Genomic DNA, 19,696 nt, shown 5'->3' with positions numbered 1-19,696 from the left:
TATAAATTTGGTTCTCAATTCTCATCAGGTAAAAATTCTACAAAATCATCGATAGGGCAGCCTAATGCCACACTGATCTTACCCAATACTTCAACAGAAACATTTTCGTTTCGTGTTAACTTTTTGGTTGTATATTCATTTATTCCCGCCAAGCGTTCCAAATCTTTCTTTTTCATATCGCGGTCGATTAGAATATGCCAAAGCTTTTTGTAACTGATTGCCATTTTAAGGTCCTCCATGTTCGAGTCCGAAAGTTCACGCATCTTATATTATTATAGCATTTGACTCGGCTGTAGTAAACCGATAACGGCGAAATATCGCCGAACATGTCGAAAAACAGACGAAAAAGGATTGTGAATTAACGGGGCTGATGATAAAATATTACTGATGTTTTATACATGGGATGTATAACGCTAATAAAACCTAAAATGAGGCTGATATCATGAACGAAAAGAAAATTTATCATTTGATAGGGGCCGATGGAAAGTCCTATGATTCTGATATGCCAGGTACTCTGGGCGGCCATTGTAAATTGAAAATATATGGTAGGCTGGATTGTCCATCGGCTCTTCGTTACATTGCCAAAGGACAATATGTTCAGCATCGAGTGTTTTTCAAAGATGAGGAAACAGCAATTGCTGCAGGATACCGTCCATGCGGTGTGTGTATGAAAGAAACATATAAGAAATGGAAAACTCAAAAAAATCAGTGAGATAAAGTTATTATGTTTGGATTTGGTAAGAAGTTGCGAAAGGATCTCCCGGCGATTGATATCAGTAAGAAGAAAGAAAAAGGTCTCTTTGGCCGGGAAAAGATTGTGCCTCGCAGCAAGAAGGAACAGCGAAAATTGAAGGCAGAGCTGATAAAGCAGTATCCTGACCGGTACTTCATTGATGATCTTGGTGAGTACAATTCCATTAAGCCTAGGGATGAGCTCTCCTGGATCGATGATATCGAAGCCTTCGACGCTTTTATGAACGATTAAAGAATTACAAGAAAGGAACTATTAACCATGACATTAGCTGCAGAGAAAAATTCTGGCATCTAATGCCCATCTTGCTCTCGATGGAGCAAAATGCCACAATTCAGCACAAATGCTGCTGATAAAAACAGATTGCTCAAAATATCAGACATATGCTCTATGACGAGAACTGATATCAGAGTCCCTTTTTCCTATAATAAAAGTAACAAAGGAGAAAGGAGGACGGCTCGATGAGCAAGGATGTTTCACCAACAAACCGGGACCGGTTTATCGAACTTGGTATCAAAATCGGAGCTCTTCGCAAGATGCGCGGCATGTCGCAGGAACAGCTTGCAGCAGAAGCTAAAATGAGTCGATCCCACCTTAGTTCTATCGAGGCACCGAACTCGGTTAGACCTTTCTCTCTTGAGGTTCTTTTTAATATTGCAGATGCGCTGGAGGTTGAACCAAGCGAATTACTTATATCTTCCTTCCCTGCACGAAAAGAGAAATAATTTAAAGTTGGCAAACCCGGAGAAATCCGGCGACGCAAAGCTATAGGGCCTGTAAAATGGCAGCCAGTTGCAACATATCGTAGCTGTAATTGACTGTCAGGCCACCATCGGTCTGGCAGTTTTTGTATTCACAGGGGGGTGATAATCATGATCTTTACCATATCAAGCATCCAATTGATGAGGACGGATTCCCACCAACCTGAATGCTGCGAAGGGGCTTGACCCCGAATCAAAAGCAACTTGTTAACTCATCAAATAGGATGCTGCTATCGTTCTTCTACATCGAACGGCAGCAGATATATGGAACCCGCAGAGCTGCCGTAGGTGTACTACCGGTATTGTTCTGCGGGCTTTTTTTCATAAACGAAGGGAGTAATGCATCGAATGACAACGAATTCTGAAAACAATGGTAATCCCGTTATGCCCTCTCAGATGGTCCTGCCAACCGTGGATGTGCAGTATCTGTTCCGCTTTGAGCGCACGCTGGCAGGACTGGAAAAAGGACTTCACAACGACGATGATCCGGAAGAAATCGCTATGCAGACCATTGAGGTTGCTCGTGATTTCTATGATGCCGACTGGTGCGGCCTGATCAGCGGTGACCTGGATGCCGGAATCTTTTATCCATACTGGTGGGTAAACAGAGCTGAAGGAAGAATGGCGCAAACAAAATTTGATGAATTTGAGTTCCTGCAGGATTATGATACCTGGACTCATGCGCTCCTTCATGGAGAAAATGTGGTGCTGAACGGGCTCGAACAGCGTAAAGCCGGAGTGACCAGCAGTGAGTTCCGGCACTATCAGAAGATGGATGTGCAGAGTGTTATCGGCGTTCCGCTCTTCTACCACAAGCCTTGTGGTTTCATGATTGTAAAGAATCCAAAGCAGTATTCCGATCAGCCGACGATGCTAGCCATTCTTGGTTATGTTGTTCTGAACTGCTGGAAGGAGCAGCAGAATCTGGAGGCTTTGAAGCTGCAGATGAAGCAGCCGTGTGCTGAACTGACTTCTGAAAAGGATGTTTACATCCGTCTGTTTGGTGATCCGGAGCTCCACACCCTGAAGGGACAGCTTTCTGCACAGACCTTGAACTCACCAAAGGGATGGAGACTGCTTTCGTATCTCGTTCTGCGAAAAAAGCCTGTACCGATCCGTACTGTTGCGGAGGCGTTGAGTAATGATGAGGAGCTGGATCACGCACAGAATGCACTCCGTGTTGTTATGAGCCGTATGAAACCGAAGCTGGAATCTATTCTGGATCCTAAGGAATCTCTGATTACCAATTCCAACTATAGCTATCGGATTAATGAACACTATAATCTCATTTCCGATCTGGAGGAATTTGAGCGCCATATTGCCACTGCGAAGGCGCAGGTTGATATCTGCCCTCGTATTGATGAGTACAAGCGGGCTATAAAGCTGTACCGTGGTCCGGTTTATAGCGAGGCATCCCACGAACACTGGCTTCTTCCTACAGCAGAACACTATGCTATCGAGTATCTGTTTGCAGTTAATCATCTGCTGAAGGACCTGGCCGAGCTGAAGGATTATCAATCAGTGCAGCATTTTGCAGCCAAAGCACTGGAAATTGAACCCGGCAATGCAGAAGCTGTTTACTGGATGATCTACGCACTGATAAAGATCGGCTCTGTCCAGAGCGCACAGGCGGAATATGACCGCGCAAAGCAGATGCTGCCGGAGCCCGCCTACAAAGAGCTGAATGTAAAGCTCGCAGAAGAAAAAATACATCTGAAATAATGCCTATTATTGCCCGCGTAATGGGAAACGGCACTGTAATAGCTGATGAAACACTGAGGCTATGAGTGGCGTAATCCTGCAACAGGCCGCGTAAGTCCATAGATAACAAGCCATACAACCCCCGAAAAGTAGACTAAAACCAGCTTAAGCGCTTGAGCTGAAATCTACTTATCGGGGGTAATTTTTATGTATTTCGATCAAGTTGATTGCGGCAACCGCGTAAGGAGAGTTCGTACCGCTCTTGGATACACGCAGGAGAATGTCGCAGAACAACTGAATATTTCCCATTCTCATTACTGCAATTTCGAGAAAGGTAAAAGAATGCTCTCTATTGATGCTTTGATAGAGCTGGCAGCTCTGCTGCATCTGTCGCTGGATTTTATGCTGATGGGCCAGGAGCCCCAGAACGATATCATCCGGCATAAGGTTCGATCCATGATTGAATTCATGACAGCCATTGAAAAAGAGCTTTAAGGTTTTCTATTTGAAAATCAGACTTTTCTACCAGCCTATAAAAAATCATGAGCAAAATACTTAAACTTTAATCAGACAGATGGAGCTGACCGCTCCTCCTGTCTCGTACCTTGAAAGCTGAATACACATTCTCCCAGGTAAATCCTCGAAGCAGTAGCCTTCGTCAGCTCGCCGTGACGTTCAAAGGAGCAGAGCGATTCGCTGAAGCAAATGCCGGACAGCAACCGGCGGTGGTAGTGACTGTAAGAGGGATAATGATACTTCCGTAAGACGCGGCCCGGCCACAGTGAAGGCGGGGAGGTTAAATTCCTATGATTGCAGTTAGCTGCTGCGGCCTGGTGAGGCACCGAAAGGTGTCTGAGCGATGAGGAGAAATCCCTGACTTCCGGGGTAGCGAGGCAAAATACGGAGGAAGCATATCAGCAGAAGGTGCTGCCGGATCACTGGTTCGGCGGCATCTTATCCATATAAGTCAAAGACTAAAATGGACTGGAGGATGACCACATGATGAAATCAGGTTGGGTCTTTCGCCGAGGTGATTTATATCTGGCAAATCTGGGTAAGCCGGAGGGCTCCAGACAAGGCGGCGTGAGACCGATTGTGGTGTTGCAGAATGACGTGGGCAATTACTATGCTCCCACGCTGACGCTGGCACCGCTCACATCAAAAACAGAAAAGAAAAAGCAGCAGCCGACACATTATCTGCTGCGCAAGGCAAAGGGGCTCCAGCGTCCCTCAACAGTTCTGGCAGAGCAGCTGGGTACCTTCGATAAAACCTGTATTATCCGTTATCTGGGTCGGGTATCCGGCGGACAGCTGCGAGGTATTGATGAAGCAGTGAAGGTACAGCTTGGCTATTACATTCCTGAAAGATACAGCCGCGACGGACATTTCCGTCATGGCAAGTACTACGATTACAAGGAGGAAACACATAATGAAGGAACACCGGGTGGACAGACCTGACAAGACCAGCATCATCGGATGCATTGAAACCTATGAAGTGGATCCCTCCGCTGCAGTGGCTGCGCCTGAAAAGCGCTGCTATACCGTAGAGGATCTGCAGATTATCCTCGCCTGCGGCAGGGAGACGGTTTACACCTTACTTAAGAAAAATGAATTCCGCCGGTTCCGTGTTGGCGGCAGCGGCGGTGCTTACCGTATCTCCAAGAAGAGCTTTGATGAATGGCTCGATAACAAAATCTGAAAAGCTTGTCAAGGGTGCCGATTCAGCTAATATTGGTTGATCGGCACCGTGGGCTTTTCTTAGCAGAAATGATACGCTTTTCCCGGTCATTGAGATGACCGAAATCAAGGCAAAGGAGGTGCAGCGTGATGATCAAGGAACGTGATGAGTCCATTGAATTCATCAACGAGGAAAGTCCCTATAAGGAAAAAGCTGTTGAAGTGGACCGTACAACCATGTCTGTGCCGGAAATGCGCAGGATGCTGGGGCTCGGCAAGACAGACTCCTACTGGCTTGTGCATAAGAATTGCTTCGAAACCATTCTTGTGGCCGGGAAAATGCGGATCAAGCTTGACAGCTTTGAAAAATGGTACTCGATGCAGATCAAGTACAAGAAGGTAGATGGTCCTCCTCCGGGGGAAGCTCTGAAGCAGCTTTCTTATTCTCCGAGGGACATCGCACAGATGCTGGAGGTCAGTGAGGACATTGTCTACAGCATCATTAAGCGGGATCATCTGGAAACCATCAAGGTGGATTACTGGATGAGAGTTCCGGTGGATGTCTTTGAACGCTGGTATAATTCCCAGACTCGCTATCGCACAAAGGAAGACAGAGAACGCGATGCCCAGCTGGAGCAGGATACGGTCAGTATGCCGGAGATCGCCTGGATGCTGGGAATTCATCGCAAGGATGTGTACGCATTCATCAATGCAAAGGAAAATCAGGGACGCTTCCGTTTTGTTATGGTTGCGGACCGCAAAAGAATTACAAGAGACAGCTTCATGCGCTGGCTGGATACACAGGACAGATATCACATTCTGACTGCAGCCGAGCGTGAAAAGCTGGAACGGGAAAAGGCTCTGGAGGAAGCAAAGAATGCTCCCCGAGAACCTAAAAATCCCAAGTTTTATACCATTGAGGAAATTACATATTTCTTCGGTATTCACAGGTCAAGTATTTACAAGTGGATCAAGGAAGGAACCATTCCTGCCAGAAAGTTTGGCAACAGCTGGAGAATTCCCCGTGAGGAATTTGAAGACTGGATGGATTTCCGCAGCTGCTGAAAGGAGGAAGCAATATGGCATCACTTGTACAGCGCGGCAACCGCTACTGTGTTGTGTATCAGTACACCAATGAAAACGGCGAGCGCAAACAGAAATGGGAAACCTACAAGACCTCTTCCGAGGCGAAGCGACGCAAGAAGGAAATCGAATATAAGGAGGAGGTTGGAACCTTCACCGTTCCGAAGTGCAAATCTCTGGATGATCTGCTGAAGGAATATGTTGCATTATACGGCAAGGCCACCTGGGCCATGTCCACCTACTCCTCAAATGTTGGTCTGATCGATCACTATATTTCCCCGATCATCGGACATATGAAGCTGAACGAAATCACCACCCGTGTGATTGAAAAGTATTATCAGCAGCTTCTGAAGACAAAGCCGGTGGATCCAATCATCGGCAAAAAGAAGAATGAGTTTCTGACACCACACACGGTTCGCTCCATACATAAGCTTCTGCATTCCTGCTTCGAACAGGCAGTTAAATGGGAGCTTATGGAGAAGAATCCAACAGATTACGCTTCTGTCCCTAAGGCAGAATATAAGAAGCGTGATATCTGGACTGCAGAAACCCTGTTTCAGGCCCTGGAGCTTTGCGAGGACGAACGATTGAAGCTCTGCCTTAATCTTGCCTTTGCCTGTTCTCTCCGTATGGGAGAGCTGCTGGGGCTTACCTGGGACTGTGTGGAGATCTCAGATGAGGCTATTGCTGAAGGTAAGGCTTATATCCAGGTCAATAAGGAGCTGCAGCGTGTCAGCCGTGATACTCTGAAAAAGCTGGACAGCAAGGATGTCATGCTGGTATTTCCACCGATGTCCTCCAGAACCACAACGGTTCAGGTGCTGAAGGCTCCGAAAACCTCATCCTCTGTGAGAAAAATCTTCCTTCCCCGCACAGTTGCAGAAATGCTGATCCGGTGGAAGGAACAGCAGATGGAAACCATAGAGGCGCTGGGCGATGAGTATCAGGACTTTGATCTTGTCATTGCCGGTCCTCTTGGTATGCCGACAGAGGCAGGCACCATCAATGCTTCATTCCGCACTCTGATTGAGAAGAACGATCTTCCGAGAGTTGTATTTCACAGCCTTCGCCATTCCAGTATCACCTATAAGCTGAAGCTGAACGGCGGCGATGTCAAAGCAGTTCAGGGAGATTCCGGTCACGCACAGGTTAAGATGGTTACGGATGTGTATTCGCATATTCTGGACGATGACAGACGGAACAATGCAAGACTCTTCGAGGAAGCCTTTTATTCCGGAGCTGGCAAAGATCCGACGAAGCAGGAGCCTGAGCCACAGCCGGAAGCTGCACCGGCTGCAGATGTATCTCCAGATACAGCCCCTCTTCTGAAGCTTCTTCAGAATCCGGAAATGGCAGCACTCCTCAAAACCCTGGCAAAATCCTTATAAACTTACATAGCGGACAGTTTTCCAAAAGGAATCAGCTGCCCGCTATTTTTCTGTCTATGAGGCATCCGGAGGCCTTAGCCAACAGGAGGCTGCCTCCCGAAAAAGGACTTCTGTTGGGACTCGTGCTGAACAAAAAAAAGTAAGCCTCGTGCTGAAAAGCAGGAAAAACGAGCTTTTCCGGCGAAAACAGTCCTCTGAGAGCATCGGAACAATCCATGAGAGCTTTTGATCCGGAAGGACCAGCAGTTCACATTGACATTCATGGTATAATAACGATGAATGGAGCTAAATCGGACTTCTACTCTACATTGACCCTTTTCCCATTTTTAGAAAAATCTAAAAATCGGCTAAAAGACAGGGTCCGATAAGGTAAGACATTTAGCGACAGCGTCGGACACAAAACGGCTCGGACCTTTAAAAAGTTCAGCAATTACCGACAAAAATCGACTTACATAGCAGCAAGTCGACAGTGAAGCGTTTTGCTCCTAAGCGGAAGGCCGTGGGTTCGAATCCCGCCAGGGACGGAACGCCGGAGCAAGGCTTTTGCTCCGGCGTTTTTTTGTATCAAAAACAGACGGAAACGCTCTCTTTTCAGAGGCTTCCGCCTGTTATTTTTTTTCCTGATGATACTCTGTTTGTTCCTTTCTGGCCACCTTTCTGGCCTGATTGAACACCGCCCCCATGAGCATGGTGGCGGCACTGCAGTTGAGCCACACCAGAAAGGCGATGATGACGCCAATGGAACCGTAAATCACGGAATACCGCCCCATATGGTCCACATAGTAGGAAAAGGCCAGAGAAAATAAGATCCATACCCCTACGGAAACCGCCGCGCCTGGCAGCACGTACTCCACCTTCTGCTTTTCCGCCGGAGACAGATAATAAATGGCGCAGAGCAAAAACAGCAGCCCCGCCGCCATAGGCAGGAAACGCAGCTTTGTCCAGCCAGAAATAAAGTCCTCCGATATGGGAATAAACATCCCCACAATATTCAGCACCCTGCCGCCGATCAGCAGCAAAATCAGCATCAGCGGAATCAGAATCAGAGTAAACAGTGTCAGCCCTGCCGTCCGCAGGCCCTGAGGTTCTCCCTTCTCGCAGCCGTAAATGGCCGCCACGGAGCTCATCAGGTTGGATACGGCCCGATAGGGGAACCACAGCGTAAATACCAGCCCTAAAGTCAGGATGGTATTGTTGCTGGTCTGGGTCACATGGGCAATGGCCAGATTCAGCAGTGTCACCACATCATCCGGCAGAAACCGGGCGATTTCCCCATCCAGCGAAATCATCGGCAGCTGCAGCAGCCCCAGAATGGAGGTTACCAGCACCAGAAAAGGAAACAGGGCAAACAGCAGATAATAAGTCATAGACGCCGCGTTCCGCCCAATCTGATTGGTAAAGTATCCCTGTATGGTCAGGAGCAGAACCTTTTTCCAGCCCCTTTGTTTCTCAATGGTTTTTCGCAAATCCATAGGCTTACCCTTTCTTTTTGGATTGAATGGCATAGGTCATCCGCAGCACCAGTTCCTCCGGCAGAAATTTCTGCCCCAGATAGCCCAGCTTAGTAGATACTCCCGGCAGTACCACGGCCTGATTCCGAACCATCCCCCGCAGTCCTGCCCGGGCGGCCTGTTTCGGGGAAATCCCCTTCATCCCGGCCCGGATGCCCGCCCGTTTCTGGAACCCGGTCTGTACCGGCCCCGGACAAAGGGCGCAGATTCTGACGGCGCTTCCCTCCTGCCGCAGTTCCTCATGGATGGCTTCTGTCAGGCGCAGGACGTAGTTCTTCCCGGCGTAATAGGCCGCCATGCCCGGGCCCGCCAGAAATCCCGCCGAGGAGGCCACATTCAGGAGATACCCCCTGTTCCTCCGGCGAAAATCCGCCAGAAATAGCTTTGTCAGAATATGGACTGCCTCCACATTCAGCGCCAGCATTTCCAGCTCCGTTTCCAGCGCCGTTTCAGAAAAATGGCCCAGAACGCCAAAACCCGCGTTATTGATGAGGATATCCACTTTTTTGTTTTTTACCCGTTCATAGAGAGCATAGCAGTCCTCCCGCCGGGTCAGGTCTACCGCCACAATCTCCACAGGCGCCGGGAGCCGATTCTGCATTTCCTCCATCTGCGCCACGTTCCGGCTGGCCAGAATCAGATGGACGCCTTTTTGGGCCAGCTCCTCCGCCAGAGCGGAACCGATGCCGCCGGTGGCTCCTGTTATCAGCGCTTTCACAGCGACACCTCCTTTTTTTCGCAAAAACTTTCTTTTATTATATCTGCCCCCAGAAAAAATTTCAACGAATGGCGGGAATTCCCGCCGCAAAATCCGACCCCCAAAAACCTGTCCTGAACGCAGCTTCCCCTTCAAAAACCATTTCAAATAAAATCTCAAAAAAAGAAGGCTGAAATCCTATGTCATTCATAAGGATTTTAGCCTTCTCGTTTTCTCAGGAAGATACGAAAAAACACTTTCCTCTATATTTTTATTCCGCCGGTGTCTCTTCCAGCAGATTTACCACCAAACCACTGACATCCGCCGGTTCGCTCAGAATTCCTCTTTCATACATCCAGTCGGCGTTCTCCTGCCATACGGAAACCTCCTGATGCAGGAAAGGCGCGTCCGCCGTCTCCATAACCGGCAGCAGCATTTCCATGCTCTGTTTTTCCACGTTTTCCGACAGAGGGAAGTTCGCCTCATTCTGGTTGTTCAGCAAAGTCTGCAAAGAGCCCTCCGGATCTGCCTTCATATCGGCAAAGCCCTTCTGGCAGGCCCGCAGGAAGGCCTGGTATTTTTCCGGATTTTCCGCCACAGCGTCGGCGTTTGCCAAAAATACCAGCTCATAGACCTGGGGCACACCGTAATCCGTCGCATAGAAATAATTGATGTCAAAGCCGTTTTCTTCCATCTGCGGCACCTCATGGTTGACCATGTTGCCGATGGTAGCGTCTACCTGTCCTGTGGTCAGGGCAGACATCAGATCAAAGCCCACGTCAATATATTCGCAGGCATCGGCAGACAGACCCGCGTTTTCCAGCATGGCCTCGATCTGGGCCTCCGCCAGCACCGTACCGCCGTAGCCGATCTTCTTGCCTTCCAGATCCTTCGCCTCCGCAATGCCGCTTTCCTTCTGGGAGATCACCACGTTCAGGCCGCTCTGGGTCAGCGCGCCGATGGAAACGATGGGAACATTCTCCTCCACAGAAGTAAGGATGGCATCCTGTAAGTAATAAACACCTGCGTCCGCTTTGCCGGCGGCAGGCAGGGAAATGCCGTCATTGGTGTTGGCGGGGAAATTGATGACCAGGTTCAGGCCCTCCTCCGCGAAATATCCTTTTTCCATGGCGTTATAGAGGAAGGTATGGATGGCATTGGGATACCAGTCCAGTACAATGGTAAAATCCTCCAACTGGGAGCTTTCGCTGGCATCGGCCGTTTCCTCTCCCGTGTCCGTTCCGCCGCAGGCCGCCAGTCCAAAGACCATGACGCCCGCCATCAGCAGTGCAAGCAGTTTCTTTTTCATGTGTTCAGATCTCCTTTCTCCAATGGATCAGTTGATATTCCAGGACGGTAACGATCCCCACGGCGATCATGGCCGCGGCGGAAAGCAGCACCACAGGCGCGAATACGCCCGCACCATCCAGCTGCGTCATCATGCGTTTGCTGAAATAGCCCAGTCCTTCCTGCGCCCCCAGCCATTCGGCGATGGCTGCCCCAATGACACTCATGGGGATGGCCATTTTAATGGCGGAAAAGAAATTTGGCAGGGCCGTAGGCAGTTTCAGCTTGAAAAATACATCCTTTCTGGAGGCTCCATAAGTCAGAAGCAGTTCCTCCATCTCCCGCTTCGTTGCCTTAAAACCGTCAAAGACCGTAATGGCAATGGGAAAAAATGTAATCAGTATGGTCACCAGCACCTTGCTCCAGATGGAATAGCCAAACCAGAGGATAAACAGCGGCGCGATAGCCGTGGTGGGAATGGTCTGGGAGGCCACAATGACAGGATACAGCGCCCGCTCTATGCGGGGGCTTCCGTCCATGGCCACCGCCAGAGAGATCCCCAGCACAATGGAAATCAGAAGGCCCAGCCCCGTCACACTCATGGTAGCGGGCAGGTGGACCAGAAACAGCGGCTCCCGCAGTTCCCACAGCCGCACACAAATCTGTGTGGGAGAAGGCAGAATATAGGCGGCGTCAATGATACCGGCAATGATCTGCCACAAAACCAGCAGCGCCGCCGCCAAAATCAGGGCGGGCAAATGCTTTCTCATAGACTCACGCTCCTTCTCAGTTTCTCAATGAGCTGTTCCTTCAGCTCCACAATCTCCGGCCGCTTCAGATCCTCCCGGTTTCTGGGATAGGACAGCGGCACTTCCACCCGTTCCATTTTGGAAAAGGGTCTGTCCTGTATGATAAAAATGGTTTTGGACAAAAATACGGCCTCTTCCACGTCGTGGGTAATAAACAAAATCGTTTTATGATAATGCTCCCACTGATGCAGAAGCCATTCCTGCATATCCACTCTGGTCAGATAATCCAGCGCGCTGAAAGGCTCGTCCAGCAGCAGCAGATCCGCCCCGGAAAGGAGCGTCCGGGCAAAGGCCACCCTCTGCTTCATACCGCCGGAAAGGTCCTTGGGGTATTTTTTGGCGTAGGCCGACAGCCCCACCTGTTCCAGCACTTCCCTGCATTTCGTCTCCTGCTCCGCTTTAGGCACCTTCGCCAGTTCCATGGGCAGACAGATATTCTTCTCTATGGTCCGCCAGGGGAACAGCAGGTCCTTCTGGGGCATAAAGGCACTGTAATTTTTCAGTTCCTGCACCGGCCGCTCATCCACCAGAATCCGCCCCTGCTGTAATTTTTCCAGTCCGTTGATGAGGCGGAAAATAGTGCTTTTACCGCAGCCGCTGGCGCCGATGATGGTGGCGAACTCGCCCTCCTCTACCTGAAAATTCAGGTGCTCCATCATGCTGAAATCATCCTCGGCATAGCGAAAGGATACGTTTTCAAATCGCAGCATGGCTTTTGTCGCTCCCTTCGCTTACATTTCCATGGCGTAAGCCATATCCCAGAATTTTGTCTCATAGCGGCTGCAATTTACGAAAATCTCCGTCAGGGCCGCTTCCCGCTCCGGCGTAATGTCCGCCCCCAGCGCATCCACACAGTCGATGATCTCCTGGGTGCTGGCACGGTATTCCGCACTGCAGTAGCCCTGTACCCATTCGCCGTAGAGGGGATGTTCCAGAGCGCCGGGGATCGTCGCGTGGTGCTCCCCGATAACCTGATAGCTCCAGGCGCAGGCCAGCACCGACATCAAAATTTCCAGACAACCGCCCTTATAGGCCTCATCCAGCATATAGGAGGTATAGGACTGGTTATCCAAAGCGGTCTTTGTCGCCGCCACCTCTTCTTCCGTAATACCCAGCCGGGCCATATAGCTTTTATGTACCTTCATCTCGCCGTCCAGCACGTCATGGACCATACAGGCAAAACGCCGCATCAGTTCCTCATCTTCCGCTTTTGCCACACCAAGAGCAAATACTTTGGCGTACTGGAGAAGATAGCGATAATCCTGGATCATATAAAACCGGAATTTGGCCGGGTCCAGCGTCCCCTCCGCCAGCTCCTTCACAAAGGGCTGCTCTAAATAGCCCTGCCAGATCTCCTTTACGCTTTCATAAAGCCGCTGTGTCAATTTCATGGCTTTGCCTCCTTTTTTCCATAAAAAAATCCTTTCCCCCGCAGGGAAAAGGATACCTCTTTTCTTTTTTTGACTGCTTCCCTCCGTTGGTCCTAACCACATCAAGTTCAAAGGGTTGGAAATCTCCTCTCAGCCGCCTTACGGCAGCACCCCCAGCTTGTCTATTCAGTTTCATTTATTATAGTACAAATCAAAACCAGTGTAAACCATTTTTTTGTATACAACGAATCCCGCCCCGCCGCTTCGCACAAAAAAAATACTTCGCAGGCGAAATAATTTTACAGAAAATTCACTTTACATTTTCCGAAAAAAGAATACACTTAGGTATGACAAGAAAGATGAAATCAGTTTGCAGGAGGAGAAAACAGTGGATTATGATACAGAGTTGTTAAATCTGGCTCTGGACGCGGGGGAGGTCATGCTCAAATCCGGCGCCGAGACCCAGCGGGTACAGGATACCATGCTGCGGATTTTATCCGTCAGCGGCAGAGAAAAAATCGAAGCCCTGGCTATGTCGACCATGCTCATTGTCAGCCTGCCCAGAGAGGTCAAGGGGCCTTTGTCCATGGCCAGAGGCGTGCAGGACCGCTCCGTTAATTTCGAGAAAATCTGCGCCGTCAATTCCATGAGCCGTTCCTTTGTGGCGGGGGAGATTTCCCTGCCCCAGGCCACCCAGCGCATGGCGGAGATCCAGTTCGCTCCGTCTTTTCCGCCTCTATGGCGGGTTCTGGGCTACGGCATCACCTCCGGCGGCTTTACCATGGTATATCAGGGGACTTTTCTGGACGGCGTCGCCGCCTTTATCATCGGCATGATTCTGGGGCTGATGGTATTATGGAACGGCAAATGGAAAGCGCCCTATTTCTTCAGCTCCTTCGCCGGCGGCGTACTGACGGGGCTGTTTACCTGCCTGTTCTGTCTGGTCTTTCCTCAGGCCCAGATGGATATGATTATCGTCGGCAGCATCATGCCTCTTCTGCCGGGCATTACCATGACAAAATCCATCCGTGATCTGCTGGAGGGCAACTTCATCAGCGGCAGTTCCAAGCTTATGGAAACCCTGCTGGTGGCCTGTGCCATCGCCGGCGGCGTCGCCATGGTACTGAGTATTTTCCCACTTTGATTCTTACAGGAGGTATGATTTTATGACAGAATTCACCATGCAGGACATCCTGTTCCAGTCCTTCTTTTCCCTGCTGGCCTGTGCCGGTTACTCCGTTGTCTGCAACGCGCCGAGAAAAGAGCTCCTTTGCTGCGGCATCAACGGCTTTTTGGGCTGGTTTGTGTATATGCTGGTCTATGTTAGAACCGGCGGCGCCGTTTCCGCCACTTTGGTGGCTACCATGGCCGTTACGGCAGTGGCAAGATTCCTCTCCTATCACAGAGAGGCGCCCTCTATTTTGTACCATATCCCCGGCGTCCTTCCTCTGGTGCCCGGGGCGGCGGTCTATAAAACCATGCAGGCGGCCATCGCGGGGAATATCCTCTCCACCTACTCCAACGCCCTGACGGGCTTCAAGCTGGCAGGCGCCATCGGCATCGGTTCTCTTCTGATTCTGGTACTGCCCTACAAGACCTTCGAGATCTTCCCCCGGCTGGGAAAGAAAAAGAAAACGGCCTGAAATACAAAAAGCTGAGAAAGAAATTCTTTCTCAGCTTTTTTTGCTTTCTTTTTACATTTCCCTTCTGCCTTCCAGCGCTCTGGAAAGAGTGACCTCGTCCACATATTCCAGATCGCCGCCCACAGGCACGCCGTTGGCGATGCGGGTCACCTTGACGCCCAGCGGCTTCAGCAGACGGCTCAGATACATGGCCGTAGCCTCCCCCTCCACATTGGGATTGGTAGCCAGAATCACCTCGTCTACACTGCCGTCAATGCGCCGCAGCAGTTCCGGGATATGGATATCCTGAGGGCCAACGCCGGTCATGGGAGAAATGGCCCCATGGAGCACATGATAGGTGCCGTGGTATTCCTTGGTCCGCTCATAGGCCGCCATATCTCTGGGGTCCTCCACCACCATAATGGTCCGCTGGTCCCGCTTGGGATTGGCGCAGACGGGACAAGGGTCCTCATCTGTCAGATTGCAGCAGACGGAGCAGTAGCGCACCTGTTTTTTCGCCGCCAGAATGGCCTCCGCCAGAGCGTCCACCTTTTCCTCGGGCATATGGATGATATGGAAGGCCAGCCGCTGGGCCGACTTCCCGCCGATGCCCGGCAGCGCCGAAAGCTGTTCAATGAGCCGGGTAATGGGATTTCCGTAATAATTCATGCTATCCCTCTTTTATCAGAACATACCGCCCATGCCGCCGGTCAGCTTGCCCATGGCGTTGTTGTACATCTCATCCGCCTGACGAATGGCCTCATTGACTGCGGAAAGCACCAGATCCTCCAGCATTTCCACATCATCAGGGTCTACCACGTCGGGATTGATCTTCAGTTCCTTGATTTCTTTTTTGCCGGAGATCACTACTTTTACGGCACCGCCGCCGCTGGTCATCTCCAGTGTCTTTTCGTTCAGTTCTTCCTGCAGGGCCGCCATCTGTTTCTGCATTTTCTGGGCCTGTTTCATCAGGTTGTTCATGTTCATGCCGCCCATGCCGCCAAATCCGCCTTTTGCCATATCGTTATCCTCCTAAAAAATGTGATTTCGTTTCATTCTTTTCTATTTTATATAAACCCCGCTGTTTTCGCAAGGCTTTTTACGGTTCCATATCCGCATCGGCGAAATATGTGCCCATAAGACTGCCCCAGTCGGCATCCTCCTGTGCCTGGTCCGCGTCTTTCGTTTCGCCGTAGGTGGCCTCCCGCCACGCTTCATAGGACGCCTTGTCGGTGGTTTTCAGCTGGAAGGTCTTCCCCAGAGCCTTTTCCAGCCCCTGTCCGATTTCCTCCAGAGATTTTTCCGCCATTTCCTCCAGAGCGGGATACTCACAGACCAGATAGACAAAATCGTCCTCCTTGAATCCAATCTCCACCCGGGAAAGCACCCCCCGCAGCACCGCGTCCCCGAACTGGGTCCGCAGAGAAGGCCACTGCTCCTGCAAGGCTTTTTTATCCTCGTCCAGCGCCGGGGGCTTCCGTTTGGGCTTTTCCTTCTTCTTAGGCGCTTCCGCCGGCGCCGCCGCGGCCGCCACAGGAATCCCTTCCGCAAAACGCCGTTCCAGCCCTGCGATCCGGGCCGCCAGCGCCGTCGTATCCTGCTCCGCCCAGTCAGAGCAAAGGCGGATCAGTTCCACCTCCAGCAAAATCCGCTCATTGGAGGCATAGCGCAGGTCGCTCTGCAAGCCGGAAAACCGTCTGATCCAGAAGGTCAGTTCCTCCGCCGATAGCCTTGCCGCCTGTTCCCGCAGACGTTCGGCGTTTTCCGCCGACAACTCCAGTATGGCCGCCGGGTCAGGCACCGCCGTTGTTACCAAAAGGTTGCGCAGATGAACCAGAAGCTCCGTCAGAAACTGGCGGATGTCCCGTCCGCTTAAAAGCATTTCCTCCACCAGTTCCATGGCTCTTGCGGCGTCTTTTGCCGCCAGGGCATCGGTCATCTCAAAAAATACGCTCTTGTCTACGGCGCCCACCACATCCTGTACCTTCTCCAGCGTCACTTCCTCGCCGCTGAAAAAGGCCAGGCACTGGTCCAGAATACTGAGGGAGTCCCGGAGAGAACCGTCCGCCAGCTGGGCCACATAACGCACCGCCTCTTCCGTGGCCTGCTGTCCCTCCTCCGCCAGATAGCCCATCAGGGTATGGGTGATGTCGTCGGCGGTGATGCGCCGGAAGTCGAAACGCTGGCACCGAGACAAAATGGTGGCGGGCACCTTCTGAGGGTCTGTAGTCGCCAGAATAAAGATCACATGGGCCGGAGGCTCTTCCAGTGTTTTCAGCAGCGCGTTAAAGGCGCTGTTGGAAAGCATATGCACCTCGTCGATAATATAGACCTTATAAGTTCCTTCCGTAGGGGGATATTTGACCTCCTCCCGGATTTCCCGGATATTTTCCACGCTGTTGTTGGAGGCGGCGTCGATCTCCATGACGTTGACGCTGCGCCCCGCCAGAATGGCCTGACAGACCTCGCACTGATTGCAGGGCTCTCCCTCCTCTGTGGGATGCAGGCAATTGATGGCCCGGGCAAAGATCTTCGCCGTGGAGGTCTTGCCGGTGCCTCTGGTGCCGCAGAACAGATAGGCGTGGGAGACACGTCCCGTTTTCATCTGGTTTTTCAATGTTTTTACAATATGGTCCTGGCCCACCACGCCGGCAAAGACGTTGGGCCGGAATTTTCTGTATAAGGCCGTATAAGACATGATGCTCCCTCCCTGGGTTTGGCCGTTTCCCGGCAGAATCCTAATTGTATTATTATATCACACCGGCAGGCTCCTTTTCCATCCCCAAACAAAAAAAGGACAGAGCAGGTCCTTCCCGTTCCATCCTTTTATTTTTATAGGAATCCGTGCATTTGCTGTTGTCGCAGTCTCCAACACGTTACCTCCTTCCGAAACTCCATCCAAGCACCCTTGACACACACAGAAGTAGACTGCTTAGTGCTGCTGCCTTCCGACCCTGACACGGTTCACAGGCTCCTGTTGTGCAAGACTTGAACTTCAACATCCCTTCCAAAGGGCAGGCTGCCAAATTCTGCGCCGAAAGCAAACGTCACCCCCACTATAGCGGATTGTGGGTACAGGGTACCGCTACCACCCCGGCTAGCACGGAAATTTGAAACCAATGTAAAATGCCTTTCCAGTATACACGGCCCGGGCCGTTCTGTCAATGGCGGAGGGGAAAATTTCCCTCAGGAAAGGCTTTCCTCCGGCTTTTTGTTCTTGCGGAACCGCTGGAAAAACCGTTTCATCAGCGCGCCGGCCTCTTCCGCCAGAATGCCTTCCTCTACCTCCACCTGATGGTTCAGCTTAGGCTCATTGAGCACATCCAGCACAGAGCCGGCACAGCCCGCCTTGCTGTTTCTGGCGCCGAATACCACCTTGGGGATGCGGGCCTGCACAATGGCACCGGCACACATGGGACAAGGCTCGATAGTCACATAGAGGACGCAGTCCTCCAGCCGCCAGTCCCCTACAATGGCCGCCGCCTCGTTGATGACGTCGATCTCCGCGTGGCGCAGAGGATTTTTTTGGGTATTGCGCAGGTTATGGCCCCGGGCGATGATCTCTCCCTGGCGCACCATAACGGCGCCAATGGGTACTTCTCCCATTTCCAGGGCTTTCTCCGCCTCCCGCAGGGCCTCCTCCATAAATCTGATCTTTTCTTCCATAAACTCGTTACTCCGTTTCTTCCGCGGCAACGCACAAATATCCCTGCCGCTGGATGCTGTCGGCGATAAACCAGTAATCGTCCTTCCCGTCGGCGTTCAGGTCGCAGGGATAGATGCACTGGCCGTATTCAATATCCTCATTGGAGGAACGCAGCCCCTTTTCCGTCAGAAGATAACGGATGGTGGTGCCGGTCATATCGCAGACATAGACTTCCTTTACGCCGTCTCCGTTCAGGTCGCCGCTGGTAATGGGGCCATACAGGCTTTCCACCCCCAGATGGGTAGACCAGATCTGACGGAAGGCATCGCCGTTTCTGTGGTACAAATACAGATCCATGCCATCGCTCATCAAATATTCCTTCGTGCCGTCGCCGTCCAAGTCTGTAATATGGATGTACTCGGCCCGATGCTTCAGTCTGACGGTTTCTCCCCGCTGCCAGCCCTCGGCGCCCTCTGTGTAGAACTGCACGCTTTGGTCCACGGAAAGCAGCAGCGTACCCTCGTCCCAGGCCAGAGCGCCGGCCCGGACAGATTCCAGTGGGATCTCCGTTTCCGTCAGCTGCATATCTTCATCATAAAACACGATTTTCTCCGACCGGATGGTAGCGATTTCGCCGCCTTCACTGCCTTCCGCCGGTTCTGTCTCCGTAATGCTGGACAGCAGCACCGCCAGACGGCTGCCGCCCTCTCCGTCCAAAAAGACCGCGGAGGTAGCCTCCAGACCGCTGCCGAAGTGCAGCGTCCGCCACAGCCGCAAAACCCCGCCGCTGTAACGATAAATCTGTACGGTCCCGTCCTGTAAGGAGACACACAGCGTATTGCCGGAAGCGTCTTTCCCTACGGAAAGGAAGCCCTCCGCCGGGAAGTTGGCCGCCGACTGGTCAAAACCGGGATGCATACCCGTCCATGTCTCGTAAGCCGTAAAGCCCCCGTCAGAAAGGAAGGGGTTCCGCTCCTGGAGACTGTAATATCCATTGTCATAGCCGCCCTGATAGCAGATACCGGACAAACTGCCGCCCGTAAAATAACAGATCAGCTGTCCCGCCTGATCGCCGTTGTAATGCAGCAGTGCCGCCGTAGCCAGAACGGCGTCCGATTCCGCTTTCGCGGAAAGACTGTACTCGCAGTCCGCGCTGGCAGTAAACAGTCTTGCGTTTTCCTCTGTATTCTCCGGCACAACGGCCTGAGAAAAGACCAGACTGTCTCTGTCATAGGTCCAGTAGAATTCTTCTGTCACATCGTCAATGATCTGTGTATATTTTTCCTGCTGCTCCGCCGTCAGGGAGAACACTTCCTCCTCCTGCCCGCCGCAGCCGCAAAGGCCCAACAGCGCCGCCGTCAGGACGCATAATAGCATTTTTTTCATACGAACC

The 19,696-nt window shown here is 51.5% G+C and carries 24 protein-coding genes, 1 other RNA gene and 2 riboswitches; of the genes, 11 read left to right on the top strand and 14 right to left on the bottom strand.

The features are described from left to right. Positions 1 to 14 precede the first annotated feature (14 nt). Positions 15 to 224 carry a helix-turn-helix domain-containing protein gene (locus H9X84_RS10115; protein ID WP_205134190.1) on the bottom strand — a complete coding sequence of 70 codons (210 nt, stop codon included), beginning with the start codon at positions 222 to 224 and terminating at the stop codon, positions 15 to 17. Between the two features lie 218 nt (positions 225 to 442). Between H9X84_RS10115 and H9X84_RS10110 the strand changes: the two genes are divergently transcribed. The 9 genes from H9X84_RS10110 to H9X84_RS10070 all read left to right on the top strand — a co-directional run bounded on the left by H9X84_RS10110 (position 443) and on the right by H9X84_RS10070 (position 7,361). Continuing rightward, complete coding sequence (locus H9X84_RS10110) at positions 443 to 712, top strand: Ada metal-binding domain-containing protein (protein WP_205134191.1); 270 nt, start codon at positions 443 to 445, stop codon at positions 710 to 712. Between the two features lie 12 nt (positions 713 to 724). Next, a complete protein-coding gene (locus H9X84_RS10105) occupies positions 725 to 985 on the top strand; it encodes a hypothetical protein (protein WP_205134192.1) in 261 nt (86 codons plus the stop codon). A gap of 227 nt (positions 986 to 1,212) precedes the next feature. Beyond that, a complete protein-coding gene (locus tag H9X84_RS10100) occupies positions 1,213 to 1,476 on the top strand; it encodes a helix-turn-helix domain-containing protein (protein WP_205134193.1) in 264 nt (87 codons plus the stop codon). Continuing rightward, positions 1,476 to 1,551, top strand: a riboswitch (cyclic di-GMP riboswitch). (Overlaps the previous gene by 1 nt.) 309 nt (positions 1,552 to 1,860) lie before the next feature. After that, complete coding sequence (locus H9X84_RS10095; protein ID WP_205134194.1) at positions 1,861 to 3,234, top strand: AfsR/SARP family transcriptional regulator; 1,374 nt, start codon at positions 1,861 to 1,863, stop codon at positions 3,232 to 3,234. Between the two features lie 186 nt (positions 3,235 to 3,420). Further along, complete coding sequence (locus H9X84_RS10090; protein WP_205134195.1) at positions 3,421 to 3,708, top strand: helix-turn-helix domain-containing protein; 288 nt, start codon at positions 3,421 to 3,423, stop codon at positions 3,706 to 3,708. 507 nt (positions 3,709 to 4,215) lie between these two features. Then, positions 4,216 to 4,671, top strand: coding sequence for a type II toxin-antitoxin system PemK/MazF family toxin (locus H9X84_RS10085; RefSeq protein ID WP_205134243.1), 456 nt, complete (start codon positions 4,216 to 4,218; stop codon positions 4,669 to 4,671). Between the two features lie 55 nt (positions 4,672 to 4,726). After that, on the top strand, positions 4,727 to 4,912 hold the full coding sequence (locus tag H9X84_RS13325) for a helix-turn-helix domain-containing protein (protein ID WP_334298082.1): 186 nt from the start codon (positions 4,727 to 4,729) through the stop codon (positions 4,910 to 4,912). Positions 4,913 to 5,040: 128 nt separating this feature from the next. After that, complete coding sequence (locus H9X84_RS10075) at positions 5,041 to 5,955, top strand: helix-turn-helix domain-containing protein (protein WP_243423727.1); 915 nt, start codon at positions 5,041 to 5,043, stop codon at positions 5,953 to 5,955. 14 nt (positions 5,956 to 5,969) lie between these two features. Continuing rightward, the gene (locus H9X84_RS10070) at positions 5,970 to 7,361 is read left to right on the top strand and encodes a tyrosine-type recombinase/integrase (protein ID WP_205134198.1); all 1,392 of its coding nucleotides are present in this window, start codon (positions 5,970 to 5,972) and stop codon (positions 7,359 to 7,361) included. Positions 7,362 to 7,969: 608 nt separating this feature from the next. Here H9X84_RS10070 and H9X84_RS10065 read toward each other — a convergent pair. The 7 genes from H9X84_RS10065 to tenA form a co-directional block, all read right to left on the bottom strand. Next, entirely contained in the window at positions 7,970 to 8,833 is an 864-nt protein-coding gene (locus H9X84_RS10065; RefSeq protein ID WP_205134199.1) for a YihY/virulence factor BrkB family protein, read from the bottom strand. A 4-nt stretch (positions 8,834 to 8,837) separates the two neighbouring features. Then, complete coding sequence (locus H9X84_RS10060) at positions 8,838 to 9,590, bottom strand: SDR family NAD(P)-dependent oxidoreductase (RefSeq protein ID WP_205134200.1); 753 nt, start codon at positions 9,588 to 9,590, stop codon at positions 8,838 to 8,840. Positions 9,591 to 9,651: 61 nt separating this feature from the next. Then, positions 9,652 to 9,780, bottom strand: coding sequence for a hypothetical protein (locus H9X84_RS13220; protein WP_275552252.1), 129 nt, complete (start codon positions 9,778 to 9,780; stop codon positions 9,652 to 9,654). 60 nt (positions 9,781 to 9,840) lie between these two features. Next, a complete protein-coding gene (locus tag H9X84_RS10055) occupies positions 9,841 to 10,878 on the bottom strand; it encodes an ABC transporter substrate-binding protein (protein WP_205134201.1) in 1,038 nt (345 codons plus the stop codon). A 4-nt stretch (positions 10,879 to 10,882) separates the two neighbouring features. Further along, a complete protein-coding gene (locus H9X84_RS10050; RefSeq protein ID WP_205134202.1) occupies positions 10,883 to 11,626 on the bottom strand; it encodes an ABC transporter permease in 744 nt (247 codons plus the stop codon). Then, positions 11,623 to 12,375, bottom strand: a complete 753-nt coding sequence (locus H9X84_RS10045) for an ABC transporter ATP-binding protein (protein WP_205134203.1) — start codon at positions 12,373 to 12,375, stop codon at positions 11,623 to 11,625. Before H9X84_RS10045 ends, H9X84_RS10050 begins: the two co-directional genes overlap by 4 nt. Positions 12,376 to 12,396: 21 nt before the next feature. Next, entirely contained in the window at positions 12,397 to 13,056 is a 660-nt protein-coding gene (gene tenA / locus H9X84_RS10040; protein WP_205134204.1) for a thiaminase II, read from the bottom strand. Between the two features lie 61 nt (positions 13,057 to 13,117). Beyond that, positions 13,118 to 13,220: riboswitch (TPP riboswitch) on the bottom strand. 203 nt (positions 13,221 to 13,423) lie between these two features. Between tenA and H9X84_RS10035 the strand changes: the two genes are divergently transcribed. After that, a complete protein-coding gene (locus H9X84_RS10035; RefSeq protein WP_205134205.1) occupies positions 13,424 to 14,179 on the top strand; it encodes a threonine/serine exporter family protein in 756 nt (251 codons plus the stop codon). A 22-nt stretch (positions 14,180 to 14,201) separates the two neighbouring features. Beyond that, complete coding sequence (locus tag H9X84_RS10030) at positions 14,202 to 14,678, top strand: threonine/serine exporter family protein (RefSeq protein ID WP_205134206.1); 477 nt, start codon at positions 14,202 to 14,204, stop codon at positions 14,676 to 14,678. Positions 14,679 to 14,729: 51 nt separating this feature from the next. On the opposite strand, the gene recR is transcribed toward H9X84_RS10030, so the two are convergent. The 6 genes from recR to H9X84_RS10000 all read right to left on the bottom strand — a co-directional run bounded on the left by recR (position 14,730) and on the right by H9X84_RS10000 (position 19,689). After that, positions 14,730 to 15,326, bottom strand: a complete 597-nt coding sequence (recR, locus tag H9X84_RS10025; protein ID WP_205134207.1) for a recombination mediator RecR — start codon at positions 15,324 to 15,326, stop codon at positions 14,730 to 14,732. 15 nt (positions 15,327 to 15,341) lie between these two features. Then, complete coding sequence (locus H9X84_RS10020) at positions 15,342 to 15,677, bottom strand: YbaB/EbfC family nucleoid-associated protein (RefSeq protein WP_205134208.1); 336 nt, start codon at positions 15,675 to 15,677, stop codon at positions 15,342 to 15,344. A 79-nt stretch (positions 15,678 to 15,756) separates the two neighbouring features. After that, a complete protein-coding gene (gene dnaX, locus H9X84_RS10015) occupies positions 15,757 to 17,355 on the bottom strand; it encodes a DNA polymerase III subunit gamma/tau (protein ID WP_205134209.1) in 1,599 nt (532 codons plus the stop codon). A gap of 144 nt (positions 17,356 to 17,499) precedes the next feature. Beyond that, an RNA gene (ffs, locus tag H9X84_RS10010) (signal recognition particle sRNA large type) lies at positions 17,500 to 17,763 on the bottom strand. An 80-nt stretch (positions 17,764 to 17,843) separates the two neighbouring features. Continuing rightward, the gene (gene tadA, locus H9X84_RS10005; protein ID WP_205134210.1) at positions 17,844 to 18,323 is read right to left on the bottom strand and encodes a tRNA adenosine(34) deaminase TadA; all 480 of its coding nucleotides are present in this window, start codon (positions 18,321 to 18,323) and stop codon (positions 17,844 to 17,846) included. 7 nt (positions 18,324 to 18,330) lie between these two features. Continuing rightward, positions 18,331 to 19,689 (bottom strand): FG-GAP repeat domain-containing protein, encoded by a 1,359-nt coding sequence (locus H9X84_RS10000; protein WP_205134211.1) that lies wholly within the window; start codon positions 19,687 to 19,689, stop codon positions 18,331 to 18,333. Between the last annotated feature and the right edge of the window lie 7 nt (positions 19,690 to 19,696).

Source organism: Anaerotignum lactatifermentans (assembly GCF_016902535.1).
Lineage (GTDB): Bacteria > Bacillota > Clostridia > Lachnospirales > Anaerotignaceae > Anaerotignum > Anaerotignum lactatifermentans_A.
The sequence above is the reverse complement of the archived record's forward strand: the minus strand, read 5'-3'. Positions and strand labels throughout refer to the sequence as shown.

Excerpts from the sequence above, each read along its gene's own strand:
- H9X84_RS10115 (WP_205134190.1), bottom strand. The coding sequence starts at position 224 with ATGGCAATCAGTTACAAAAAGCTTTGGCATATTCTAATCGACCGCGAT.
- H9X84_RS10110 (WP_205134191.1), top strand. The coding sequence starts at position 443 with ATGAACGAAAAGAAAATTTATCATTTGATAGGGGCCGATGGAAAGTCC.
- H9X84_RS10105 (WP_205134192.1), top strand. The coding sequence starts at position 725 with ATGTTTGGATTTGGTAAGAAGTTGCGAAAGGATCTCCCGGCGATTGAT.
- H9X84_RS10100 (WP_205134193.1), top strand. The coding sequence starts at position 1,213 with ATGAGCAAGGATGTTTCACCAACAAACCGGGACCGGTTTATCGAACTT.
- H9X84_RS10095 (WP_205134194.1), top strand. The coding sequence starts at position 1,861 with ATGACAACGAATTCTGAAAACAATGGTAATCCCGTTATGCCCTCTCAG.
- H9X84_RS10090 (WP_205134195.1), top strand. The coding sequence starts at position 3,421 with ATGTATTTCGATCAAGTTGATTGCGGCAACCGCGTAAGGAGAGTTCGT.
- H9X84_RS10085 (WP_205134243.1), top strand. The coding sequence starts at position 4,216 with ATGAAATCAGGTTGGGTCTTTCGCCGAGGTGATTTATATCTGGCAAAT.
- H9X84_RS10075 (WP_243423727.1), top strand. The coding sequence starts at position 5,041 with ATGATCAAGGAACGTGATGAGTCCATTGAATTCATCAACGAGGAAAGT.
- H9X84_RS10070 (WP_205134198.1), top strand. The coding sequence starts at position 5,970 with ATGGCATCACTTGTACAGCGCGGCAACCGCTACTGTGTTGTGTATCAG.
- H9X84_RS10065 (WP_205134199.1), bottom strand. The coding sequence starts at position 8,833 with ATGGATTTGCGAAAAACCATTGAGAAACAAAGGGGCTGGAAAAAGGTT.
- H9X84_RS13220 (WP_275552252.1), bottom strand. The coding sequence starts at position 9,780 with ATGAATGACATAGGATTTCAGCCTTCTTTTTTTGAGATTTTATTTGAA.
- H9X84_RS10055 (WP_205134201.1), bottom strand. The coding sequence starts at position 10,878 with ATGAAAAAGAAACTGCTTGCACTGCTGATGGCGGGCGTCATGGTCTTT.
- H9X84_RS10050 (WP_205134202.1), bottom strand. The coding sequence starts at position 11,626 with ATGAGAAAGCATTTGCCCGCCCTGATTTTGGCGGCGGCGCTGCTGGTT.
- H9X84_RS10045 (WP_205134203.1), bottom strand. The coding sequence starts at position 12,375 with ATGCTGCGATTTGAAAACGTATCCTTTCGCTATGCCGAGGATGATTTC.
- tenA (WP_205134204.1), bottom strand. The coding sequence starts at position 13,056 with ATGAAATTGACACAGCGGCTTTATGAAAGCGTAAAGGAGATCTGGCAG.
- H9X84_RS10030 (WP_205134206.1), top strand. The coding sequence starts at position 14,202 with ATGACAGAATTCACCATGCAGGACATCCTGTTCCAGTCCTTCTTTTCC.
- recR (WP_205134207.1), bottom strand. The coding sequence starts at position 15,326 with ATGAATTATTACGGAAATCCCATTACCCGGCTCATTGAACAGCTTTCG.
- H9X84_RS10020 (WP_205134208.1), bottom strand. The coding sequence starts at position 15,677 with ATGGCAAAAGGCGGATTTGGCGGCATGGGCGGCATGAACATGAACAAC.
- dnaX (WP_205134209.1), bottom strand. The coding sequence starts at position 17,355 with ATGTCTTATACGGCCTTATACAGAAAATTCCGGCCCAACGTCTTTGCC.
- tadA (WP_205134210.1), bottom strand. The coding sequence starts at position 18,323 with ATGGAAGAAAAGATCAGATTTATGGAGGAGGCCCTGCGGGAGGCGGAG.
- H9X84_RS10000 (WP_205134211.1), bottom strand. The coding sequence starts at position 19,689 with ATGAAAAAAATGCTATTATGCGTCCTGACGGCGGCGCTGTTGGGCCTT.